General features: G+C 48.2%; 17 protein-coding genes, 1 pseudogene and 1 riboswitch. Of the genes and pseudogenes, 2 read left to right on the top strand and 16 right to left on the bottom strand.

Features of this window, described 5'->3' with window-relative positions; translation table 11 throughout:
* Window positions 1-1061: pseudogene (locus ACKX2L_RS11175) on the bottom strand (hypothetical protein); the annotation flags it as partial.
* A gap of 718 nt (window positions 1062-1779) precedes the next feature.
* Complete coding sequence (locus ACKX2L_RS11170) at window positions 1780-2031, bottom strand: hypothetical protein (RefSeq protein ID WP_497550717.1); 252 nt, start codon at window positions 2029-2031, stop codon at window positions 1780-1782.
* A 207-nt stretch (window positions 2032-2238) separates the two neighbouring features.
* Window positions 2239-2313: riboswitch (cyclic di-GMP riboswitch) on the bottom strand.
* A 283-nt stretch (window positions 2314-2596) separates the two neighbouring features.
* On the opposite strand from ACKX2L_RS11170, the gene ACKX2L_RS11165 reads away from it, so the two are divergent.
* Both ACKX2L_RS11165 and ACKX2L_RS11160 read left to right on the top strand, forming a co-directional pair.
* Window positions 2597-3751, top strand: a complete 1155-nt coding sequence (locus ACKX2L_RS11165) for an NAD(P)-dependent malic enzyme (RefSeq protein WP_497550718.1) — start codon at window positions 2597-2599, stop codon at window positions 3749-3751.
* A gap of 15 nt (window positions 3752-3766) precedes the next feature.
* Entirely contained in the window at window positions 3767-4282 is a 516-nt protein-coding gene (locus ACKX2L_RS11160) for a DUF4364 family protein (protein WP_497550719.1), read from the top strand.
* 88 nt (window positions 4283-4370) lie between these two features.
* Here ACKX2L_RS11160 and ACKX2L_RS11155 read toward each other — a convergent pair whose 3' ends face one another.
* The 14 genes from ACKX2L_RS11155 to nifJ form a co-directional block, all read right to left on the bottom strand.
* Window positions 4371-4871: a QueT transporter family protein gene (locus ACKX2L_RS11155; RefSeq protein ID WP_497550720.1), complete on the bottom strand. Its 501-nt coding sequence runs from the start codon at window positions 4869-4871 to the stop codon at window positions 4371-4373.
* A 146-nt stretch (window positions 4872-5017) separates the two neighbouring features.
* A complete protein-coding gene (locus ACKX2L_RS11150; RefSeq protein WP_497550737.1) occupies window positions 5018-6808 on the bottom strand; it encodes an ABC transporter ATP-binding protein in 1791 nt (596 codons plus the stop codon).
* Window positions 6809-6828: 20 nt separating this feature from the next.
* A complete protein-coding gene (locus ACKX2L_RS11145; RefSeq protein WP_497550721.1) occupies window positions 6829-8646 on the bottom strand; it encodes an ABC transporter ATP-binding protein in 1818 nt (605 codons plus the stop codon).
* A 26-nt stretch (window positions 8647-8672) separates the two neighbouring features.
* Entirely contained in the window at window positions 8673-10031 is a 1359-nt protein-coding gene (locus tag ACKX2L_RS11140; protein WP_497550722.1) for an MATE family efflux transporter, read from the bottom strand.
* Window positions 10032-10102: 71 nt separating this feature from the next.
* Window positions 10103-10822 carry a YoaK family protein gene (locus ACKX2L_RS11135; protein ID WP_497550723.1) on the bottom strand — a complete coding sequence of 240 codons (720 nt, stop codon included), beginning with the start codon at window positions 10820-10822 and terminating at the stop codon, window positions 10103-10105.
* A gap of 16 nt (window positions 10823-10838) precedes the next feature.
* On the bottom strand, window positions 10839-11774 hold the full coding sequence (gene argC / locus ACKX2L_RS11130; RefSeq protein ID WP_497550724.1) for an N-acetyl-gamma-glutamyl-phosphate reductase: 936 nt from the start codon (window positions 11772-11774) through the stop codon (window positions 10839-10841).
* 95 nt (window positions 11775-11869) lie between these two features.
* Window positions 11870-13507, bottom strand: a complete 1638-nt coding sequence (locus ACKX2L_RS11125; RefSeq protein ID WP_497550725.1) for a phospholipase D-like domain-containing protein — start codon at window positions 13505-13507, stop codon at window positions 11870-11872.
* Window positions 13500-14147 (bottom strand): HD domain-containing protein, encoded by a 648-nt coding sequence (locus ACKX2L_RS11120; RefSeq protein WP_497550726.1) that lies wholly within the window; start codon window positions 14145-14147, stop codon window positions 13500-13502. Before ACKX2L_RS11120 ends, ACKX2L_RS11125 begins: the two co-directional genes overlap by 8 nt.
* Before the next feature lie 38 nt (window positions 14148-14185).
* A complete protein-coding gene (locus ACKX2L_RS11115) occupies window positions 14186-15559 on the bottom strand; it encodes a nitrilase-related carbon-nitrogen hydrolase (protein ID WP_497550727.1) in 1374 nt (457 codons plus the stop codon).
* Window positions 15560-15592: 33 nt separating this feature from the next.
* Complete coding sequence (locus tag ACKX2L_RS11110; protein ID WP_497550728.1) at window positions 15593-16897, bottom strand: glutamate-5-semialdehyde dehydrogenase; 1305 nt, start codon at window positions 16895-16897, stop codon at window positions 15593-15595.
* Entirely contained in the window at window positions 16894-17607 is a 714-nt protein-coding gene (locus tag ACKX2L_RS11105) for a flavin reductase family protein (protein WP_497550729.1), read from the bottom strand. Before ACKX2L_RS11105 ends, ACKX2L_RS11110 begins: the two co-directional genes overlap by 4 nt.
* Before the next feature lie 30 nt (window positions 17608-17637).
* Window positions 17638-19311, bottom strand: coding sequence for a putative manganese-dependent inorganic diphosphatase (locus ACKX2L_RS11100; protein WP_497550730.1), 1674 nt, complete (start codon window positions 19309-19311; stop codon window positions 17638-17640).
* Window positions 19312-19435: 124 nt separating this feature from the next.
* Complete coding sequence (locus ACKX2L_RS11095; protein ID WP_497550731.1) at window positions 19436-20077, bottom strand: hypothetical protein; 642 nt, start codon at window positions 20075-20077, stop codon at window positions 19436-19438.
* A gap of 187 nt (window positions 20078-20264) precedes the next feature.
* Window positions 20265-23801, bottom strand: coding sequence for a pyruvate:ferredoxin (flavodoxin) oxidoreductase (nifJ, locus tag ACKX2L_RS11090; RefSeq protein ID WP_497550738.1), 3537 nt, complete (start codon window positions 23799-23801; stop codon window positions 20265-20267).
* Window positions 23802-24164 lie beyond the last annotated feature (363 nt).

The raw sequence follows: 24164 nt of genomic DNA, 5'->3' as shown, positions 1-24164 counted from the left end.
CTTGCACTGATGGACTCCGACATACTTGCACTCGCTGACTGAGATCCGCTTACAGACTCACTCGCGGACTTGGAAGTACTTGTACTAATGGACTCCGACGTACTTGCACTCGCGGACTGAGATCCGCTTACAGACTCACTCGCGGACTTGGAAGTACTTGCACTGATGGACTCCGACGTACTTGCACTCGCGGACTTAGAAGTACTTGCACTGATAGACTCCGACGTACTTGCACTCGCTGACTGAGATCCGCTTACAGACTCACTCGCTGACTTGGAAGTACTTGCACTGATGGACTCCGACGTACTTGCACTCGCTGACTGAGATCCGCTTACAGACTCACTCGCTGACTTGGAAGTACTTGCACTGATGGACTCCGACGTACTTGCACTCGCTGACTTGGAAGTACTTGCACTAATGGACTCCGACGTACTTGCACTCGCTGACTGAGATCCGCTTACAGACTCACTCGCTGACTTGGAAGTACTTGCACTGATAGACTCCGACGTACTTGCACTCGCGGACTGAGATCCGCTTACAGACTCACTCGCTGACTTGGAAGTACTTGCACTAATGGACTCCGACGTACTTGCACTCGCGGACTTGGAAGTACTTGCACTGATGGACTCCGACGTACTTGCGCTCGCCGACCTGGACATACTTACACTCTCAGACTGACTCTTGCTCTCATACTCACTTTCTGCTTCACTTGTTTTAATTGACAAACTCTCACTCTGGCTAGCAGACTCAGAAGCAGATGTCGAAGCATATTCCGATTCATATGTGCTTGTATCCGGCCGAAATCTTTGAGTTTTTGCATCCCAGGTAAAGAGATAAAAATCCATATGGATGGGATAGCCATCTTCCTCATATTTAATGGCATAGGGGATGAAATACTTCTGACCATCTAGCAAATCTGTCGTAGGAGTCGGAGTCTCTTCCATCTCATATTCTTTATGTCCACTAACACTCTGTTCACTTATATATTTATAATAGTACTGCCCTTGAAGAGCTGCACCCCTTCCCTGACCACGATGATCCTCTGCATACCAGGATCTCATGAATTCTTTTTTTATTTCCGTTGTTAAGCTAATATTGTGAGGTTTGATTGCAGAGTAATCACTCGATGAATGACTACTGACATCCTCATCTCTACTATCAACTATTACCTTATCACTTGTGGATATCGGCTGCAGATCTTCATCATGCCGTACCGCAGTGTAGTTGGCCTTCTGACCAAGTGTAACTTCTTTTTCTGGGTTCCACCAAAATCCCGTTGGTATAGTATCTATAAATTCATCATTTCCATAAATGTAGTTATAGACATTGCACATCTTCAGATATGCTTGATAGTCTTGTCGCCGACCGCGCCAAATATATCGAGTATCAATATTGTCTATAAACTTCTCCCTAACTTGAGAAATAATGTTATCAAAGAAACTCTGGCTGGTTCTCTGCTGTTTCAGCCCCTCTTTGAAGAGTTTTTCATAGTCCTGATACCTCCGATAATTACTCATACTTCCAAGAGCCGTAGATTCTGACTCTGACGCACTTTCCGATGCCGATGCCTCGGATTCAGAAGCGGAAGTAGACAGACTACTGGATGTGGATTCACTGTGACGGATAAATTCAGATTTTCCCTCAGATTCCTTCATACTTAAGAATTCTGATTTGGCTATTGAGACAGACTCCGACTGAGACTGACTGAGGGATGCACTAAGACTTGCAGAATCACTGGTACTGACAGAAAGGCTCTGGCTGGCAGATGCAGTATCATTACTAGTGGACTCTTGACCCCCCCCTCAGACTATTTTCTGAAGAAGGCAGCACAGACTCACTGGCGGATTCGCTGGCAGGTTCCAGGGCCTCTTGCGAATTCTCAAATTTGCTCTGCATTTCTTCTGCATAAACCATATTCCCCTGGGTATAGAGAATGGCTCCGCCCAGTGCAACTCCTGCAGCCGCAGCAGTTCCCTTAGAGAGCCCGGACCTCCGGCGGTCTTCCCTTCTATTCTGGTTCTTCTTACCCATGATGCTCCTCCTTCATCGGAAAATCTAAAATTTCTGTGGAGTTATCCTTTTGCTAAATTAACATTTGCCGGGAACAGGTCTATGCTATATGAATCATGAATCACAATCCGAATCATGATCCACATTATCCACAAATAAAAAACTGCGCCCTGATTCCGGTGCAGTTTTTCTGAAGATAAAACGCGCAAAGACACTACACCCCGTTTTCGTTGCAACTGGCTGCCATGTGAAGGCCCTATAGCTTTGCGTCATGATCTTTGGATCATTTTGCCGATCATATGAGAGTAGAAACTGCTTTGTCTAGGGAATCATTCTACGATCCCGCACACCTTCTACTTACATTTAATATAGCAAAAAATCCAATTCTCAACAAGCACTCTGATGGATTTTGGCAAGTGAATCGTTCCTGTTTCTCTGCTTTTTATACTCTCTCTCCCGCCTTGCCCATTCTTTTTTTCAATGCTATGATGAGACAGTATGAATGCACAAGGCAATTTCATAAATGAGTGCCAAAAGAGAAGTGACATTCATTTCATAAGATTTCAACTCAGAGTGGAGGTGTGTTATGACAAATGATGAAAAAGCACTGGAACTTCATCGCCAATGGAATGGTAAGATTTCTACGGAGCCCAAGGCCCATGTAAGGACCAGAGAAGATCTGGCACTCGCCTACACACCGGGCGTCGCAGCCCCCTGCCGGGTCATTGCAAAGGATCCTGCCGAAGTTTATCACTATACCTTAAAAGCGAATACCGTTGCTGTCGTATCCGATGGTTCCGCAGTGCTTGGCCTTGGAAATATAGGGCCAGAGGCAGCCATGCCTGTTATGGAAGGAAAAGCCGTTCTCTTTAAGGAATTCGGCGGCATCAATGCCTTTCCGATCTGTCTCGATACACAGGATCCCGATGAGATCGTTGCTGTTGTCAAGGCCATAGCTCCGACCTTCGGCGGAATCAACCTGGAAGACATCTCTGCTCCCCGCTGCTTTGAGATCGAGGAACGCCTGAAAAAGGAACTGGATATTCCGGTCTTCCACGATGACCAGCACGGAACGGCCATTGTTGTCCTGGCAGGCATTATCAATGCCTTGAAGGTCGTCGGTAAGAAGAAAGAAGACTGTAAGATCGTTGTCAATGGCGCCGGATCTGCCGGCGTTGCCATCACTAAGCTTCTTCTCCGCTATGGTTTCAAGGACATTACCATGTGTGATAAATCCGGTATTCTTTCCAGGAAATCCAAGGATCTGAACTGGATGCAGGAGAAAATGATGGAGGTCACGAACTTATCCGGACAGACCGGAAGCCTGGCCGATGCCCTTCGCAATGCGGATATCTTCGTCGGCGTTTCTGCTCCCGGGATCGTAAGTCAGGATATGGTCCGATCCATGAACCATGATGCCATTCTGTTTGCCATGGCCAATCCCACACCGGAGATCATGCCGGATCTTGCCAAGGAGGCAGGCGCCCGTGTCGTCGGTACCGGACGATCCGATTTCCCGAATCAGGTCAATAATGTTGTTGCTTTCCCCGGGATCTTCAAGGGTGCCCTGGAAGCCCATGCCAGAGAGATCACAGAAGAAATGAAACTGGCTGCTGCAGAAGCCATTGCATCTCTTGTCCCGGAAGATCAGCTGTCGGAAGACAATATCATGCCCGAAGCTTTTGATCCCAAGGTTTCCGAAATGGTCGCCAAAGCAGTGATGGAACATGTCAAAGAATAAGGAGGTCTATATTTCATGGCAGAACCGGATATGATCTATAAAATGACGGTGCTCGAATTATTGCAGCGTGCCGGCTTTTCCATGTCTGGAACACAAATTACGGAATTTTTTACGGAACGAAAGTACACAGACTACTTCTCGATCCAGGAGATCATTCATGGTCTGGAAGGAAACCGTTATATCAGCGGCAAAAAGGACCATACCAAGGTCCTCTACTCTATTACAGAGGAAGGCAAGAAGACCCTTTCTATGTTCCAGGATCGGATCACACCGGCCATCCGCCAGGACATTGCGGACTATTTCAAGGCCAGGGGTCAAAAGATGCAGAGCGAAAACAATATTACTGCCATCTATGACCGGGCTTTGGGAGGCGGCTACAGTGTTCATCTCTCTGTCAGTCAGGAAGAGCGGGTTCTGATTTCTCTCACCTTAAATGTGTCCACCAAGGCAGAGGCAGACGCCATCTGCTACAACTGGCGGGCCCGATATGAAGATGTCTATGCCAGTCTGATGGAGATTCTGGTACAATAAGAAAAAGAGTGTGTGAAAACGAATGTTTTCACACACTCTTTTTTAAAACCATCTATTTACTTTTTTCTTTCTTTTATTCTTTTGAGTTTTAAACTCCCTCTTCCAAACGGAAGATCTGATAGCGGAAGTTCCAGAGGACCTTCTTCAGAAGGAATCCCAGGATACATACCGAGATCACTTCTCCAAGTCCGACTGTGATGGCCAAAAACCACCAGGCATCCGGTACATGATAAGCCAGCATGAGAACCGGCGGAATAACGATCATATTAGCAATCACCGGGGGAAGGGTGAATGCAAACTTCGTCTTTCTGAGATAATAGGTACCGATGGTACCGAGAAGGGTTGCCAGAGATCCGAAGATGATATCCCAGATCATAGCCCCCGTCACGAGATTGGCTAAGAGGCATCCGATAAAGAGGCCGGGAATTGCTGCCGGTGTGAAAACCGGAAGGATGCAGAGCGCTTCGGAGATTCTTACCTGAATCGCTCCGCTTGCCAGATTGAAAGCATTGATGAAGACGGTCAGTACGACGTAGAGTGCCGCAATCATCGCTGCCTGGGTGATGTAAAGTGCTTTTTTGTTTTTCATTTCCATGTTCTCCATAGTTTTGTTTACCGTGTGGATGGTTTCGAACACACGAAGAACATCTTAACACAAGAGTACTTTAACTTTCAAGCCCAGAGCTTGACCTGCCGTAAGGCCGGATCGATCTTTGGGGCCATCTTTGCCCCGGTCTATATTTCCACTCCCGCAAACTGCGAATTATAGAGACTGGTATAGAAGCCGCCCTTTTTCATCAGTTCATCATGACTGCCCTGCTCAATGATCCGGCCGTCTTTCATAACGAGGATCACATCTGCATTTCGAATGGTCGACAGACGGTGGGCAACGATGAAGCTGGTCCTGCCCTGCATCAGCTTATCGAAAGCAGACTGGATCAGAAGCTCTGTCCGGGTGTCGATGGATGACGTTGCCTCATCCAATATCAGCATGGGCGGCATCAGAAGCATGACACGGCTGATGCAAAGAAGCTGTTTCTCACCCTGGGACAGGTCCTCGTCACTGATCATGGTGTCGAGACCCTTTGGCATACGGCGGATAAATTCATAGCTGTGGGCCTCCTTTGCTGCGCGGATGATCTCTTCATCGCTGGCATCCGGCTTTCCGAAGGCGATATTCTCCCGCACGGTTCCGTTCTTGATCCAGGAATCCTGCAGGACCATGCCGTAATTCTTCCGCAAAGATCCCCGGCTGACTTCATTGATCTTCTGCCCGTCGATCGAGATCGATCCCTGATCGACATCATAGAAACGCATCAGAAGATTGATGAAAGTGGTCTTGCCGCAGCCGGTTGGGCCGACAATAGCGATCTTCATCCCCGGGTCTGCATGGAAGTTAAAGTCTTCGATCAACTTCTTCGACTTATCATAAGAGAAGGCTACATGAGAAATATCGACCGCGCCGATGGCATGCTCTCTATCCTTTCCCTCCTCATAGAGCCAGGGATGAAGCAAGGCCTTGGGATCCGGGCTCTCGGAATCGGATTCGATCAATTCGAAGATCCTCTGGGCGCAGGCCATGGCATTCTGAAGCTCTGTGATCACGGAACTGATATCGTTAAAGGGCTTCATATACTGGTTTGCATAGGTCAGAAGCACGGTCAGCCCTCCGACCGTCAGACGACCGGCCAGGATCATACCGGCACCGACAAGAGCCACCAGAGCATAGATCACATTATTGACGGCTCTGGTCGAAGGATTGGTTAGAGAGCTAAGGAAAATTGCCTTCTCCGATGCACTCTGCAGGTCTTCATTCAAAATGCGGAACTGGTCAGAAGCCTTCTTCTCATGACCGAAAGCTTTCACAACCTTCTCATTTCCTACCATTTCATTGATCAAAGCTGTCTGTTTGCCCCGAACCTCCGTCTGCTTCCGAAAGAGCTTATAGGATCGTCCGGAAATAAATTTGGCAACCAGGAAGCTGACCGGTGTCAGAAGGAGAACCATGAAAGTGATCTCTATGTTCTTTGAAAACATAAAGCCAAGCGTCACAAAGATCATGACCAGGCCGGAGAAAAGCTGGGTGAATCCCAGCAAAAGGCCATCCGATAACTGGTCCACATCAGCGATCACACGCTGTACGATGTCTCCGGTGCTGTGGGAATCCAAATAGGAAAGAGGTAAGGTCTGGATCTTTCGAATGGCCTTGGACCGGATATCCTGTACCGTCCGATAGGTCAGGCGGTTATTGATCAGGTTCATAAGCCAGGTCAATACAGCCGTAAGAAGGATCAAAATCAGGATCCGAAGGAAAAGCGATCTCATCGGTTGGAAACGAACTTTCCCCGGTCCTAAGACCAGATCGATGGCATTACCGAAAAGGATGGGGATATAGAGCTGGAGAACCACCGTCACTGCTGCAAGAATCACGCTCAGAAGCAGAAGAAAACGATAGTGAGAAATGACTCGTAAGACTTTTTTCAGGACTTCCATGCTGGAAGAATCCGCTTTCTTATTGTTCATCATTTTCTGTTTAGACTCTGCCATCACTCTGCCTCCTTCCAATCAGCCGGTTTCTCATCCGGGAACTGAGAATAATAGATCTCCTGATAGACCCGGCAATTCTTCATCAGCTCATCATGACTTCCGAGTCCGACCATCTGACCGTCATTTAAGACAATGATCTGATCAGCAGAACGAACACTGGAAGTTCTCTGGGAAACAATAAAGACCGTCATCTCCCCTTCCAGACCGTGGATAGCCTTTCGAAGAGAGAGATCCGTTGCAAAATCCAAAGCACTGGAAGAATCGTCCATGATAAGGATCGACGGTTTTCGAACCAGAGCCCGGGCAATGGTCAGACGCTGACGCTGGCCACCGGACAGGTTTCTTCCGTTCTGTTCCACGAAGGCATCCAGACCGCCCTCTTTTCCCTGAACCACTTCCAAAGCCTGAGCCGTTTCAATGGCTTTCCAGAGATCTTCCTCCGATGCATTTTCATTTCCCCAAAGAAGATTATCCCGGATGCTTCCTTCGAAGAGGACAGCCTTCTGGGGAACCATTCCGATCTTTTGGATCAGTTGTCCCTTCGGATAATCTCTGACATCCTGCCCCTGGACCAGGACCTTACCTTTACTTACGTCATAGAAACGGGGGATCAAATTGACAAGAGTGGACTTACCGGAGCCGGTTCCTCCAATGACACCGATGGTCTGGCCTTTTTTTACAGTAAAGTTAATCTCTGAAAGTGCATCTTCTCCGGTTCCCGCATATGCAAAAGAGACATGGTCGAAGACTACCGCATTTTCTTTTTCCGCCATCCTTTGGCCGTCTGCATCGTGATCTTCTGTATGGTCCCCGATTGTGTCTTTTTTCCTTTCTGTCTCTTTCTTCGGATAGGGATACTGCATCGAGGATTCTACAGACAGAACCTTGTTGATCCGATCTGCGCAGGCAATAGAACGGTTGATATTGATGATCAGGCTGGCAAGCTTGATCAGTTCAATAATGATCTGAGCCATGTAATTATAGAGAGCAACGACATCGCCCTGGGCCATATTTCCATGATTGACCTGGACAGCGCCGACACGGATCAGAAGGATCGTAGCGATATTGACAATGGCAAAGGTTGCAGGATTCATGAGAGCTGACAGACGACCGACAAATTCATTTATTTTCGTCAGGGCCTGATTCTCGCGGTCAAACTCTTCTACCTCATCCTTCTCATGATGGAAGGCACGTATGACACGGACACCGGTCAGATTCTCCCGGGTCGTTCCCAATAAGCGGTCCAGGGCACCCTGAGTCTTGGCATAGAGGGGAATGGATGCTGCCATAATGCCGAAGATGACCACGCTTAAAACCGGAACCGTAACAACAAAGACAAGGGCTGCCTTGACATTGACAGTAAAGGACAGGATCACTGCGCCGACAACAATAAAGGGGCTTCTTAAGAGAAGGCGAAGAACCAGATTCAAGCCGTTCTGGACCTGGTTCATATCACTTGTCATCCGGGTGATCAGGGTGTCGGTTCCCATGGTATCGAGCTCTGTATAAGACAGATTTTCGATATGATCAAACAGGGCCTGACGAAGGCCGGTCGTACAGCCGACACTGGCTCTGGCTGCAAACCACTGGGCCGTAAAAGAAAAGCCCATTCCGCTTGCTGCCAGAAGAAGAAGCAGCAGAAAGCAACGGACTACAAGGGAAAAGTTGTCTTTAGCGATCCCCTGGTTAATGATCTGTGCGACAATCAAAGGGGTGATGAGATCCATCAGGGCCTCTAAGAGCTTGAATGTCGGCGCAAGAATCGCCTGCCTCCGATAGGGATGGAGGTAGGTCAGGGTTCTTTTTACACCATTCATAATGAAAATTCCTTCTTTTATTTACTTCAACATCTCTCAATTTGAAACTTCTGGTCCACTTGCCGGATGATTTTACGATAGGCCAGGAAAGTAAAGAGGCCTGCCCCAACCCAGGCGGATGCATCCGACATGGCAACCAGAATGTAGATCCCGGTCAGCATAGAAGAAACGGCAAAAGCCATCCGGCAAAAGAGTTCCACAACTCCTCCCAGCATGGGCATCAGGCCATAGCCTGCACCCTGCATGGTATTTCGGAAAATGAAGATCATGCCCAGAGGAATGAAACAAATGACGCTGGCGATCATATAGGGCCAGGCATAAGGCATGAGCCGGTCTATATTTGTCCCGGCATCGAAGAAAAGATACATGGCCGGACGGAGAAGGAGGAGAGCCAGACATCCGACAATGATCGAATAGACCACATCGAGCTTCATCGCAGCCCGGACACCGCCATGAATCCGGCCCACTTTCCCGGCCCCGTAATTCTGCCCGGTATAAGCAGCCATGGTCTGGCCCAGGGACATATAGCCTTGGCAAAGCAGGTTCTGTACCTTGCTGGCTGCCGTATAACTTGCAACAGCGATCGCTCCGTATGTATTGATCCCGGCCTGGAGAATCATGGTGCCGGATGCTGTAATACCAAACTGCAGCGCCATAGGCAGGCCGACCACGAGCTGGCTTCTGGCCATCTTGTAATTCATCCGATAAAAATCCTTCGGCATATGGAGATCCGGAAGACGAAGGAAAATGTAGACCGCCTCGAGGATCGCCGAAATGCCCTGCGAGACGACTGTCGCAACAGCTGCTCCACGGGTACCCATCGAGAATTGAATGATCAAAAGCAGATCAAGCCCTACATTTAAGCAGGCCGAAAAGACCAGAAAGATCAAAGGGACCCTGGAATTCCCGACGGCTCTTAGAAGCGCGGCAAAAAGGTTGTAATAAACCGTGCAGAAGAGGCCGGCGCAGATCACAAAAATATAATCATAGGCATACTGATAGATCTCTTTCGGCGTATTCAAAAGATTCAGTATGGCATGCATAGAGCTTGTGCTTACGATCGTAAGAATCAGAATAACGACCGTCGACATGATAAGGGCATTGGAGACGGACCGTCTTGTCCCCTCCTTGTCTTCAGCGCCGAACCGCTGCGATGTCATCACAGTAAAGCCGGACGAAAAGCCATTGGCCAGACCCTGGATCAAAAACATGATGGTACCTGTGGATCCGACGGCAGCCAGGGCATTCTGTCCGACAAATTGCCCGACGATAATCGTATCCGCCATATTATAAAGCTGCTGAAAGACATTTCCGATCAATAGCGGAAGTGTGAATTTTATAATAATAGAAAGCGGATCTCCCTCAGTAAGTCTGCTTTTATTCATAATGATAGTTCTCTTTTAGTCAATGAAATTTTCAGGAATACGAGTGTCATTTGCCACACAGTTAAAATCAATCACAACTCAGAAACACCCTTGCGGTAGTTCTGAGGTCCTTCCGTGAAGGGTTTCTTTTCGGCAGTCTTTTGGCTTCCTGTAAGGACCCAAAGAGAAACAGCCGACGCAAGCGGAAGAATCTGGAAGAAAAAGGAGCGTATGCCAAGCCAGTGAGTCAAAATACCGAGATAGACAGCACCGCAATAGAAGAAAATGACGGTTGCCGTATAGAATCGGCCCTGTTCAAAGCTTCGTCTTTTATGATCTGCAAAATAATCCATCCAGCCAAACAAGGCCTGCTTACAGTTATTGGAGCAGAAAATCGTAGAACAGTTAAATCCTTCTGCTCCGGCAAATACGCCCCATTGAAAGCCTGTCATGAAGAAAATGGGCCAAAGCCCCATCATATCAGGGATCTCTGCCGGCAGAAGTCCGGTGATCATAATGCAGGCGAATTCCACAAGAAAGCAGATCATCTCCACCCGGACCGGTTTTAAAAACCATTTCATGGCATGACTGATGGCCAAAGCAGTCATAAAAAGAAGAAAGGCCATAAAACGATAGAAAACTTCAAACCAGTTATCTCCGAGAATGACACGGATCACAAGGTCAGTCAGATTGGCTGTCTGTGCCTGTCCGAAATTTCCCCGCAGCATAATGGCATAGATCGCACAGCCGCCTCCGACAAATGCCATATTAAGATGAAGAAGCAGGTTCCTCTTTCGTCGAATAAACTTCACGATATTTTCCTTTCTCTTATTCCAAACCGGTTTCTTCCGGAAGTCCCAGCATGATATTCATATTTTGAACCGCTGCCCCGCTCGCACCCTTGCCAAGATTATCAAAAAGTGCAGTGATCACTGTCTGGTCTTCATTTCCGGAAACAAGAAGTTCCAGACGGTTGGTATGGATAAGGGCATTGGCGTAGACCGTGCCAGGATCATCCTCGAAGGGGCGAACCGAAAGGAAATGCGCATTTCTATAATAGTCCGCCAAAATATTCCGGATCTCTCTGGCCGATGGCTTACCATTTAAGAGGCGGTTCTCCAGAAGAATCGTTCCGGCCATCCCCCGGTAATAGTCATCGACGACCGGAAGGAAGACCGGCGGATATACAAGGCCCGTGATCTTCTGCATCTCCGGGAGATGCTTGTGATGGAGGGACCTGCCATAGATACCGGGTGCCTGAAGCTCCCTTCGAACCGGCTCGGTCTCATAGTCCCGGATCATCTTCTTACCGCCGCCCGAATAACCGGTCAGGGAAAAGCAGGTCAGAGGATAATCCCTGGGCAGAATGCCCAGTCGGACCAAAGGAGCCGTTGAAGAAATCAGTCCGGTCGCATGGCATCCCGGATTGGCAACCCTTTTGGATGTCCGGATCGCTTCACGCTGTTCCTCTGACAATTCAGGAAATCCATAGGTCCAGCCATCCGCCGTCCGATGGGCGGTAGAAGCGTCTATGACTTTGACATCCGGATTCTCAATCAGAGAAACCGCTTCTCTGGCTCCTTCATCCGGCAGACAAAGGAAGACCAGATCCGCAGCATTCAGGAATTTTTTCCGTTCCGACAGGTCGTGGCGCTTGTCCTCATCAATGCGAAGAAGGTTCAGATCTGACCTCTTTCCGATCCTTTCATAGATCTCCAGTCCTGTGGTTCCGCTTTGTCCGTCGATGTAAATTTTCGTTTTCATAATCTTTCTTCTTTCCCTATTCTATTATAATGCAAGCTTTTATCATGCAAGCTTTGCCCTTCCATGCGAATCCAACATTCGAATTCTAGAAAGCTCTACAGAAGCTCCGCAAAGAGTCGTAAGAACAATTGCCAGAGACGTAAGCTATTGCTTCGTCCCGTCTTATAGAATTCCGTCACTTCCCGGCACTCTTCCATGGTATTTAAGAAATCCTCATGGATCTCTCCCACGACCGGATCTTCTATGATGAGACATCCGTCCTCAAAATGATGATAGAGACTCCGGTAATCAAGGTTTATGGTTCCTACCGTTGCTGCCACATCATCCGTAACGCACATCTTGGCATGGCAGAAGCCGGGTGTGTATTCGAAGATCCTTACACCATTCCGGGCTAATCCATTGTAATAGGACCTCGTGATCTGATAGATCAGCTTCTTATCCGGTATACCGGGCGTAATAATCCGGACATCAACGCCCCGTTTGGCCGCCAGGGAAAGGGCATGACTCATCTCATCCGTGATAATAAGATATGGCGTGATAAACCAGCAGTACTGCTCTGCCTGCTCAATCAGGGAGATATAAACATTTTCTCCCACATTTTCATTATCGATCGGATTATCGGAATAGGGCTGGATAAATCCCTCTTTGGAAATTTCCGGAAATTTGCCCTCTTCGATCTCTTTCTCTGCCCGCCTCTCCTCACGTTTTTCAATGGTCTCTTCTTCCCGATTGGCCACCTCTATATAGCGGGCAATGTCTCCCTCGGTATCCTCGAGTTTCTGGTTTTTAATGGCATTCCAGTTTTCCAGAAAGATCACCAGAAAGCTCTTTACTGCTTCTCCCTCCAGACGGATCCCTGTGTCCTTCCAGTATCCATAGGGATGTGTGATATTAAAGTACTCATTCGCCAGATTATATCCGCCGGTATAAGCAATTTCACCGTCAATGACTGTAATTTTCCGATGGTCTCTGTTATTCAGAAAGACATTCAAACCGGGCATGACCGGATTGAAGTCCCGGCAGTGAATCCCATGTGCTTCCATCCGCTTGATAAAGCGTCCGTCCAGAAAGCCGATCGAACCCATATCATCATAAAAGATCCGGACGTCCACACCATGCCCTGCCCGCTCCACAAGAATCTTTTCGATGCCCTTCCAGGCTTCCTTGTCTTCGATGGCATGATATTCCATGAAAATATAGTGCCTGGCCGATCGCAGGTCTTCTTTCATGGCTAAAAGACCGGCCGAAGCTTCCGGAAAAAATTTGACTTTCGTATTCTGATAGGTTGGAAATCCGGCAACATTTTCTAGGTAGGAACTGACACCGGCTAAGGAAGGATGCCTTTCCTTTAAGAGTTCATCGGCCAATGGGTCCTTATGGAGATGCGGCAACAGCTTCTGATCGACTGCCTCATAGCGTTTTCGCATGATAAAAGTCGATCCGTTCAAGCCGACCAGAAGATACATGACAATACCGAACACCGGAAGAACCAGGATCAAAATGATCCAGGGAGTCTTCATGGCACTGGTCTTATGCTGGCCATAGATCAAAAGGACCAGTACCAGACTAAAGACCTCGGTCATATCCCGGACCCAGCTCCAGCGGCCGTTTAAGATATTAAAGAAGGAAACAATCAGGGCGATCTGAAGAGAAATTCCGATTAGGGCAAACAATAAACGTCCGACACTGTTTCTGGTGGCCGTTTTATTCTCTGCCGTCATCTTTTCATGCATGCTGTTCCTCCATCATATGATTTTTCTTATGAAAGAAACGTCTCTGCACATCATGGAGAGATGCGATCTTATCGGCAGCAATCAGGATCCAGCCCTCACGATTGGTCGGAAACATAAAAGTGGAGGGAAACATATGGCGGGCTATATTTTTCTGTTCCTTCTTCGACAGGTTCGGATAGATCTTCAGTGCCTCCTGAACCGAATCCTTGGGATGCTGAAAATTGGTAACAAAATTGTTCTTAAACTTCTCATGGCGGCCGATGATGCCGAAATCATGAAGGAGGGTGATCCGGATCACTTCTTCCTTATTCACACGGATCCCGTGTTTTTCCAGTAATTCTGCGATATGCAGACCAACCTCGCTGACTTCCATGGTATGCCCGGCTACCGTATTGTTATAGTGGTGAATCTGTGTCCGGGCCTTTTCAAAAAGTTTCGAATCCAGAACATCTCTGCCCACTCTTTCAATGATCAGCTGCCGTCTCTTCCTTTCAAACAAACGGACTGCCGTCTTGTTGGAAGCTGCCTTCTCTAAAAGGTCGGTTTCCCGTCTTTCTTCCCTGGCAAAAGCTTCTGCTTCGCTTTTTGAAACAAGAGCGATCGGATGCTTTTCAATAACTGCGCTTGCACTTGCTTTCATGGCTTTGCTTCTTTCTGAACTAACACTGTCTTCCGGAATTATTCATCCGTTCGATCTCCTCGCCAGCCTTCTTTCGGATACATCTGTCTGAAAAGCCGCTTTCCCGTTTCGGTACAAAAGATCTTCTGATAAGCCGTCTCCGCAGCCTTCTTCGGAAGCTTATCCTCATAGATATTCACTAGGAAATCCGCTTCCACCAGGATCTGATAATCCCTTCCCTCAATCTTATCATAAGTATGGTGATGGCCGACGAGGAAACATACTCTCTCTATTATTCTGGGCGGATAAAGAAGAGATTTCAAGAGTTTTTCTGCTTCCATGGGTCCGAGTTTCTCCTGAAGCTTGCCGTCACTGGAGCCGAAATCCTTCTCCGCCTTATGAATCCCTATATCATGAACGATGGCCGCGGTCTCAAGAATGGTCTCCTCTTCTGCCGTCAGATTCTCCCCGAGACCGATCAGGCGGGCATAGGTCCAGACCTTAGTGAAATGCTGGATCCGCATGGGGTCGCCCTTGTCGTAATCGGCCATGGCAAGATAAAGGGTATTTGGGCTTGGAAGTGCCGGATCCGTAAATTCTCCTGCCATGTGGTAAACTGCTGCATTCGGCCTTATAAAGCCTAGATAAGGTCTCTTGTTTCTGGACCGGATGGCCATTCCAAGATCGATATCCAAAAGGAGATTTTCTTCCCCGTCCCCGGCTTTTGCAATGATCTGGCCCTCGGGATCGATGACTATGGACTGTCCGGCAAAATCCATGGCATCCTCTTGTCCGACCCGGTTACACATGGCAATAAAGACATTGTTCTCATAAGCCTGGCCTCGAAGCTCCGCCTCAAAGACATCCAAGGGTTCCGACTTGACATTGGCAGCCGGGATCAAAACCATCTGTGCTCCCTGAAGAGCGCAGGAACGTACCGACTCCGCCAGATGACGGTCAAAGCAGATCACAATCCCGATCCTGCCAAAGGGCGTGTCATAAACCCGAAAACCGCTTTCCGATGGCTCATAATAGTCCTTCTCGAAGAAATTTTCTGCCGAATAAATATTGACCATGTCCGAGCTTCCCAGGATCTCGCCCTGTGGATCCATCATATAAGAACGATCGAAGAGTCTGCCCTCTTTGGTCTTCACATAGAAGTTCGGGACCAGATAGATCTCTTTCTCCTTCGCCTTGTCCGAAAAAGCCTTGATTCTGTCGTCATCCTCCGGAATGGAGAAAGCGGTCTTCGAAATACCCATTCCTTCCAGCATAGCCGCCGGATATTGAGGAAAGAAGGGAGTCAATTGAGCCTCGGGAAAGAGGACCAGCTCAGTTCCGTTCAGGCAGACATCCTCAATATTCTCCATGGCTCTCTTGAAATTCACTTTTTTGTCCATGGACATCTGCATCTGTATCAGTGCGATCTTCATACGAATTACCCTTCCAGTAATCTAAAAAATTATTTATAACAGATCCTTGAAATGGAAACTGGCCTTCCCGTCTGCATAATCTCCAACGATCTGGCCATGCCCCAGAAGTTCATATTTATAGGTCATGAGGCCTTCCAGTCCAACCGGGCCGCGGGCATGCAGCTTACTGGTCGAAATCCCGACCTCGGCGCCAAAGCCATAGCGGAAACCGTCGGCAAAACGGGTGGAACAATTCCGGTAAACACCGGCCGAATCCACCATCTGAAGGAAGTAAGAAGCTGTCTCATCGTTCTCGGTCAGGATGGCATCTGTGTGATGAGAGCCGTAACAATTAATGTGATTCACGGCTTCCTTGACATTATCCACCAACTTGACCGATGCGATAAAATCCAGATATTCCTTGTGATACTCCTCCTCTTCCATGAGGGGATCCTCTGCCAGAAGAAAATCTGCATCTTTTAAAGCCGAGAGCGTCTCTGCATTGCCACGGACCCTGACCCCGGCCTTTCGGAATGCCTCACTTAATTTTGGAAAGATCTGCCAAGCGATCTGCCGGTCGATCAGAATGGTCTCTGTGGCATTGCAAGCCGCTGCATACTGGGTCTTGGCGTCCACGAGAATTCGAACGGCCTGGTCTAATTTTGCGTCCCGATCCACATAAGTATGACAGACACCGTCGGCATGGCCCATGACCGGGATCCGGGTATGATTCATGATATAGGAGACAAAGGCATTGGAACCTCTCGGTATCAAGAGATCCACATCCTTGTCGCACCGGAGAAGCTCATCGATCTCACTATGCGCTTCTGCCTGAAAGAGGCAGCCTTCCGGCAGACCGGCAGTAATAACTGCATCCTTTATGAGAGAAAAGAGGATCCGGTTCGTCTCCCGGGTTTCCTTTCCGCCCTTTAAGATAGCACAGTTTCCACTCTTAATACAAAGAGAGGAGATCTGGACCAGGGCGTCCGGCCTGGCCTCGAAGATGACGCCGATGACACCGATCGGAACCTGGATACGGCGAAGTTCCAGCTTCTGATCCAACTGCCGGTCCAAAAGGACTTTTCCGATGGGGTCCACAAGGGTCATCAATTGATCGATCCCGGCCAGGACATCGGACAGCTTCTTCTCATCGAAGCGAAGTCTTTTTTTCACGGAATCCTTCACGCCTTCCTTCTCGGCCCGAGCCAGGTCCGCCCGATTGGCTTCAAAAATCTCATTCTTTCCCAAGACAAGGGCCTTTTTGATCTCTGCCAGAGCCCGGTCCCTGGTCTCTTTTGAACTGGCCGCCATGAAAGGCGATGTCAATTTCATGCGGTGCGCTTCTTCCTGAATCGTCATTTACTTCCCTTTCTTTTTCCTGTCTTTCCTGTTTTCCCGGCTTTCGGCTTTCCTGATGCTTTTGGCTTGCCTGAGGCTTTCGGCCTGCCTGATGCTTTTGGCTTGCCTGAGGCTTTTGGCTTGCCCTTCTGATCTAACGGATCTGCTTTTTTCCTTCTCCTGACCGAGTAACCGAACCTTCCCAGTTCCTTTGCTAAGCTGAAATAGCTTCCATGAGAATAGACGATCGGTTTCGCTTCTTCCAGATGGAAAGTCTCCTTCTCATCCATATATGCCGAATCTGCATGCACAGCCAGGACTTCGGCCAGAAACATGACATGAGATCCAAGCTCTTTCTCCTCAGTCACCCGACATTCGATATTGACCGGGCTCTCCTCAACAAGAGCAGCATCAATTTGATCCGCTTCCTCCTTATGGAGACCGCAATATGCAAACTTATCCAAGTCCCGCCCGCTTCTTACGCCGCAGAGATCGGCAGCCCTTGCCAAATCCTCCGTTGTCAGATTGATGACAAAGACACCGGTCTCATGAAGAGCCTGATAGGAATATCTCGATTTCCGGACAGAAATATAGACCATGGGCGGATTGGTATTAATTGTCCCGGTCCATGCCACAGTCAGAAGGTTATCCTTGCCATCCCTTCCACGGGTTGATACCAGAACCGCAGGCAAGGGATAGAGCATATTCCCGGCCTTCATTGTAATCTTCACGTCAATTTCCTTTCTCTTTCCATCAGCCGATCAGGACTCTCTCTGAATCGCTTCAATAATCGGAGGGACCATCTGCTTTTTCCGGGATACGACACCGGGCAGATAAATCCTTCCTTCTCGATTCTCCACTTTCTCGGAGAATGCCGACTGAATGATCCGCTCTGCATCATTCCCGGTATAGAGGAGCTCAGAACTTTCTTCCAAAATATTCGTCAGCATAACAAAAACCATATCCAGATTCTTATCTGCCTGAACCGTCTTCAGATACTCCTGTAAGCCGTCCCGGATGGAATCCAGCTGCCGCCTGGTCGGGGCGCTGACCTGGGAGACGCCAAAGGAGACTTCGCCCGAATAGAAGATCTTGAAGTCCGTATAGAGGATCTGTTCGGTCGTTTTCCCTGTAAAATCAGAACCAGCCTCAAACATGGCAACTGCCAGCTCTTCGATATCCACATTTGCAATTTTTGCCAGGGCCCTTGCAGCTTCTTCGTCCATGGGTGTACAAGTCGGCGAGCGGAACATCAGGGTATCCGAAAGAATAGCAGAAAGCATAATCCCTGCGATCTTCTCCGGAATGGGAAGCTGCTTTTCCCGGAACATATGATAGATGATGGTATTGGTACATCCCAGCGGCTGATTTCGAAAATAGATCGGCTGCATGGTCTCCAGAGATCCCAGTCTGTGATGATCGATGATCTCAAGGATCTCAGCTTCCTCAATTCCGTCGACTGCCTGGGATCTCTCATTATGGTCCACCAGAATGACCTTTTTCTTCTGAGCATCCAGGAGATTTCGCCGGGAGACCATACCGATATAGCGGTGCTGCTGGTCCAAAACCGGGAAGTCACGGTGACGGACCTTGGACATCTGTTCCTGGACATCATCCACACGATCATCAAGTTCAAAGGAAATAAAGTGATCCTTGGTCATGACCGAACGAATCGGCATACTCTGATTAATGAGCCGCGCTGTAGTAAAGGAATCGAATTCCGTTACAATCAGGACACACTGAATCGCGCCGGCCATGAGAATGACATCCGGGTCTACATTTTCCCTGGAAGATCCGGTGATGATCACACAGGAAGGGTTCTGCTCGAGAACGGTCTGGATCCGGTCCCGGATATTGCCGACAATAACGAGGTCATCTGCCAGAATATCCTGTCGGATCCTCTCCTCGGATCCGGCGGCTACCACAACTTTGCCTTTGACAAAATAGGCATGGTCGTTACCGGAAAGAATACTCCCCTGCAAGGTCTCCATGATATTCAAATACTGAGTCCTGGCCCGGCTCAGGATGCGATTGTCGATCACATCCATATAGGAATAGGCAATGTCGCTGTTACTGATAATTCCTTCGAGAAAACCATCCCGGCTTACGACCGGCATGGTTACGACATCCAATGTCCGCATCAGGGTCCAGGCTTTCTTCAGGGAATAGTGACTGTCGATGCCGGCATTCTTTCGGAAAGAGAGATCCTTGATCTGAGTGGAGACATCCGTAACCGTTTCCGGCTCAGGGACGGAAAAACGGCTGAGGACATATCGGCTCTCACCGTTTAATTTCCCGGCTTTCTTTGGAATATAGGTCTGGCCGTCCCCGGAATGGTTTTTAAAATAAGAATAGCTGATCGCTGCACAGATACTATCCGTATCCGGATTCTTGTGGCCGATCACCCAGACCGGTTTCTTCTCCTGCTTTTCCATATATGCCCTCTTTCTGATATCTTAAGCTTGGAATGGCTCCCTTACTTCCCAATGGATCAAAGAACAAGAAAGGCTGCATGAGTTCCCCCTTGCAGCCTGAATGATCGCATCAAACGATTGAATCTTAGAATGAAATGTAGCCCATGAGATAAAGAAAGAGGACTACAAAAGCACCTACATTGACAATGTTCAGAATCAATGAGAAAAGATTGATTCCCCGGATCGAACGGAAGTGCTTTTCTTCCAGATTCTGATCCTCTTCTCTACTGGCCATTTCTGTCAGAAGATCCTGAATATTCCGATAGACTTTGACATTCTCCGAATGAACCTTCTCCGAAAGTTCATCCTTAATAGAACCCAGCCCTTCGGAAACTGTTGTCAGATTCTCCTTGACGCCGCTAAGACTATCCTGCACGGCCTGCGTCTGCTGTGCCGCATTTTCCTCATTGCCTGCTACCTGGTTGGAAATTCTCTCCTCAATACTGCCCATGGTTGCATTCACCTGGGTCATCATTTCATCAACCTTACGATTGACATCGAGAACAAGGGAATCTGCCTCCTGCTGTTTCTTGATCAGAGACTCCTGCAGCTCCTGGTTCTTTGCTTCTTTTGCTCTTACCAAAGCTTCCAGTTCCTTGACTTTCCGCTCACGAACACCAATCAGCTTGGTCAGCTGCATTGCCTTTTCCCGAAAGGCATCGATCTGTTTTAAAAGCTCATCTTCCCCGGAATCTTTAGCTTCCTTTGTTTCAAACTCTTCCGTCATCTTTCTCTCCTCATATAAAAGGATCTAATATTAACTCATAGTTTAACATTTCACTTTTCTGATGTAAAGTAGGCCGAAAATGAAATAAGGGTAAAAAAAGGGCCCTGCGAAAATTCGCAGGGCCCTTCGACCTCATTTTCTATGAAGCGGGGAGAAAAATCTCTCCGTCTTATTTCAGGAAAACAGATCAGTCAGCATAAAGGCTAACCAGCTTGTTCAGGTAAGCATAACGCTCCTTGGATCCTTCTTCACCCTTTGCAAAGAGTACCTCTGCAGTATCCGGATGGAACTTGGTCAGGGATGCATAACGGTTCTCACCTGCAAGGAATTCCTTGTAGTCGTCGGTCGGAGTCTTGGAGTCCAGAGTGAACTTGTTGGATTCCTTGGACGGATCGAAGCGGAAGTTGAACCAGTAACCAGCCTTAACAGCCAGCTCTTCCTCGGTCATAGCCTTGCTCATGCCCTTCTTGATACCATGGTTGATACAAGGAGCATATGCAATGATGACAGAAGGTCCCGGATATGCCTCAGCCTCGGCAATTGCCTTAACAGCCTGGTTCATATCTGCACCCATAGCGATCTGAGCTACATATACATATCCATAGGACATGCAGATGGAAGCGAGATCCTTCTTCTTGGTCTGCTTACCGCCGGCAGCGAACTCTGCTACTGCACCGATCGGGGTAGCCTTAGAGGACTGTCCGCCTGTGTTGGAGTAAACTTCGGTATCTACAACAAGAATGTTGACATCCTTACCGGAAGCGATGACATGATCGAGACCGCCGAATCCGATATCGTAGCCCCATCCATCACCACCGAAGATCCACTGAGACTTCTTGGACAGGAAATCCTTCTCAACGAGAACTTCCTTAGCTTCCTCATTGGAAAGCTCACCAAGAGCTGCTACGACCTTCTCGGTAGCCAGCTGGTTTGCAACACCATCATTGAAGGTGTCCTTCCAATCCTTTACGGCACTGGTAAGAGCTGCATCACCGGTAGAAGCAACAAGCTGATCCAGCTTGTCAGCCAGCTTATCACGAACTGCTCTCTGAGCCAGAAGCATACCATAACCAAACTCAGCTGCATCCTCGAAGAGGGAGTTAGACCAAGCCGGGCCATGACCCTGAGCATTCATGGTGTAAGGAGTCGAAGGTGAAGAGTTACCCCAAATAGAGGTACATCCGGTTGCATTTGCGATGTACATACGATCGCCGAAGAGCTGAGTGATCAGCTTAACGTAAGGAGTCTCACCACAGCCTGCGCAAGCGCCGGAGAATTCCATCAGAGGCTTGCGGAACTGAGATCCCTTAACGGAATTCAGCTTGAACTTCTCAACAAGGTCTTCCTTGACCGGAAGAGTCTCAGCATAATCGAAGAATGCCTGTTCTCCTCTGTTTGCTTCGAAGTCATTGAGAGCGATTGCCTTTTCCTTAGCCGGGCATACATTTACACAGGAGCCGCATCCGGTACAATCGTAAGCGGATACAACAATTGCGAACTTGTAATCCTTGTTTCCGGTAAGATCCTTTGTAACCATGCCTTCCGGCTTAGCTGCATCTTCTTCTGCGGTCAGAGCAACCGGACGGATTGCTGCATGAGGGCAGACATAAGAACAACGGTTACATTCGATACACTTAGCAGCATCCCAAACCGGAACATCGGTAGCGACACCACGCTTCTCGAACTGAGAAGTACCGCTCGGAGTAGAACCATCAACATAGTTCTTAACAACAGATACAGGAATGGTGTTACCCTGCTGAGCGTTGACCTTACTCTGGATATCCTTAACGAACTTGATCTGGTCTGCATTTCCTCTGGTCTCATCGATCTTCTCGGTCAGATCATCATCCTTGCAGTCAGCCCAGGATGCCGGAACATCAATCTTCTGATATGCAGTAGCACCTGCATCGATTGCATCCCAGTTCATCTTTACAACGTTATCACCCTTCTTTGCGTAGGAAGCCTTTGCAGCGTCCTTCATCAGCTGAAGTACCTGCTCCTCAGGGATGAGCTTGGTCAGGGAGAAGAATGCGGACTGAAGAACGGTATTGATTCTCTTGCCAAGTCCGATCTCCTTACCGATCTTAACACCATCGATGATGTAGAAGTTGATGTGATGCTGTGCGATGTAACGCTTTACCTGTCCCGGAAGCTTCTCATCCAGTTCATCAGGAGTCCACTGGGTATTGAAGAGGAAGGTGCCTCCGTCAACCAGATCCTGAACCATGTTGTACTTATAGATATAAGCCTGGCAATGACATGCTACGAAGTTTGCCTGGCTGATCAGATAAGTAGAACGGATCGGCTTGTGACCAAATCTCAGGTGAGAAATGGTAACACCACCGGACTTCTTGGAGTCGTAATCGAAATATGCCTGAGCATACATGTCTGTGTTATCACCAATGATCTTGATGGAGTTCTTGTTGGCACCTACGGTACCATCAGCGCCCAGACCCCAGAACTTACAGTTGGTCGTTCCCTCAGGTGTGGTAACCGGATTTTCCTTAACATCAAGAGAAAGGTTGGTAACATCATCGATGATGCCGATGGTGAACTTCTTCTTCTCGTTGTTTCTATATACAGCAATGATCTGTCCCGGAGTAGTATCCTTGGAACCCAGTCCGTAACGGCCTGAGAATACAGGAACCTGATCAAACTTACTACCCTTCAGAGCTGCTACAACATCGAGGTAGAGAGGCTCGCCCTCAGATCCCGGCTCCTTGGTACGATCCAGAACGGAAATCTTCTTAACAGTGTCAGGAATTGCAGCAATAAGAGCATCTGCGCAGAAAGGACGATAGAGACGTACCTTAACAACGCCGACCTTCTCTCCACGGGAAACCAGGTAGTCGATGGTCTCGTCGATGGTCTCGCAAACGGAGCCCATAGCGATGATTACCTGCTCGGCATCCTTCGGTCCATAGTAGTTGAAGAGCTTATAGTCTGTACCGATCTTCTCATTGATCTTGTCCATGTAAGACTGAACAATTGCAGGAAGTTCATCATAATAAGTGTTGCAGGCTTCTCTGGTCTGGAAGAAGATGTCAGGGTTCTGAGCGGAGCCCATTTCCTTCGGATGATTCGGGTTCAGAGCGTTCTCCTTGAATGCCTTCAAAGCATCGCGGTCGATCATATCCTGAAGTTCCGGATATCCGTTCTTCTCGTCCCATGTCTCGATCTTCTGGATCTCATGAGAGGTACGGAAACCATCAAAGAAGTTAATGAAAGGAACATGACCCTTCAGGGCGGAAGCATGAGCTACCGGAGTCAGATCCATAACTTCCTGTACGGAAGACTCGCAAAGCATAGCTACACCGGTCTGACGGCATGCATATACGTCGGAATGGTCACCGAAGATGTTCAGGGCATGAGTAGCAACGCATCGTGCAGATACATCGAATACTCCGGGAAGTCCTTCACCGGCGATCTTATACAGATTCGGGATCATCAGAAGAAGTCCCTGAGATGCGGTGTAGGTCGTAGTCATTGCACCTGCTGCCAGAGAACCGTGTACAGCACCTGCTGCGCCGGCCTCAGACTGCATCTCTGTAATCTGTACAGGCTCACCGAACATATTCTTACGTCCGGCAGTCGCCCACTCATCTGTTGCTTCAGGCATTACAGATGAAGGGGTGATGGGATACATGGCAGCTACTTCTGTGAATGCATAAGAAGCATGAGCAGCAGCATGGTTACCATCCATGGTTTTCATTTTTCTCTTAATCATGAAAAATTCCCTCCTAACAAGATTATGACACTGTTAACAACTGTGAAGTTTTCACTGGCGAAAACCACACAAAATGCACAAAGTCTATTTATTATATTAGGATTTTCATTGTGAAAAATCAATAGAGCGACGGTCGATTCCACTGTTTAATTTCAAATACAGAACGGATCCGACCGGCCTTCCGTCTTAACAAGCTTGTGTGAAAATTTTTCCTGCCACTTGATTTCACCGGAAAACTCGGAAGTTTGACACCCAAAATCCTCAGAAGCCAGTGATGGCTTTATTTTTTGCACAAATTCTAATATTGTGTATTGCGTATATGCGTATATAGTGGTAAAATATTAGTATCTACTAAGTGTT

The organism is Porcibacter vitabionis (assembly GCF_046263795.1).
Taxonomy (GTDB): Bacteria; Bacillota; Clostridia; order Lachnospirales; family Lachnospiraceae; genus Lachnocurva.
This window is presented reverse-complemented; position numbering and strand designations above follow the sequence as displayed.

Coding starts and splice junctions, on each gene's coding strand:
- ACKX2L_RS11120 (WP_497550726.1), bottom strand. CDS start 14,147: ATGAAAGCAAGTGCAAGCGCAGTTATTGAAAAGCATCCGATCGCTCTT.
- ACKX2L_RS11150 (WP_497550737.1), bottom strand. CDS start 6,808: ATGATGAACAATAAGAAAGCGGATTCTTCCAGCATGGAAGTCCTGAAA.
- ACKX2L_RS11125 (WP_497550725.1), bottom strand. CDS start 13,507: ATGCATGAAAAGATGACGGCAGAGAATAAAACGGCCACCAGAAACAGT.
- ACKX2L_RS11115 (WP_497550727.1), bottom strand. CDS start 15,559: ATGAAGATCGCACTGATACAGATGCAGATGTCCATGGACAAAAAAGTG.
- ACKX2L_RS11165 (WP_497550718.1), top strand. CDS start 2,597: ATGACAAATGATGAAAAAGCACTGGAACTTCATCGCCAATGGAATGGT.
- ACKX2L_RS11140 (WP_497550722.1), bottom strand. CDS start 10,031: ATGAATAAAAGCAGACTTACTGAGGGAGATCCGCTTTCTATTATTATA.
- argC (WP_497550724.1), bottom strand. CDS start 11,774: ATGAAAACGAAAATTTACATCGACGGACAAAGCGGAACCACAGGACTG.
- ACKX2L_RS11170 (WP_497550717.1), bottom strand. CDS start 2,031: ATGGGTAAGAAGAACCAGAATAGAAGGGAAGACCGCCGGAGGTCCGGG.
- ACKX2L_RS11100 (WP_497550730.1), bottom strand. CDS start 19,311: ATGGAAAAGCAGGAGAAGAAACCGGTCTGGGTGATCGGCCACAAGAAT.
- ACKX2L_RS11145 (WP_497550721.1), bottom strand. CDS start 8,646: ATGAATGGTGTAAAAAGAACCCTGACCTACCTCCATCCCTATCGGAGG.
- ACKX2L_RS11095 (WP_497550731.1), bottom strand. CDS start 20,077: ATGACGGAAGAGTTTGAAACAAAGGAAGCTAAAGATTCCGGGGAAGAT.
- ACKX2L_RS11110 (WP_497550728.1), bottom strand. CDS start 16,897: ATGACGATTCAGGAAGAAGCGCACCGCATGAAATTGACATCGCCTTTC.
- ACKX2L_RS11155 (WP_497550720.1), bottom strand. CDS start 4,871: ATGAAAAACAAAAAAGCACTTTACATCACCCAGGCAGCGATGATTGCG.
- ACKX2L_RS11160 (WP_497550719.1), top strand. CDS start 3,767: ATGGCAGAACCGGATATGATCTATAAAATGACGGTGCTCGAATTATTG.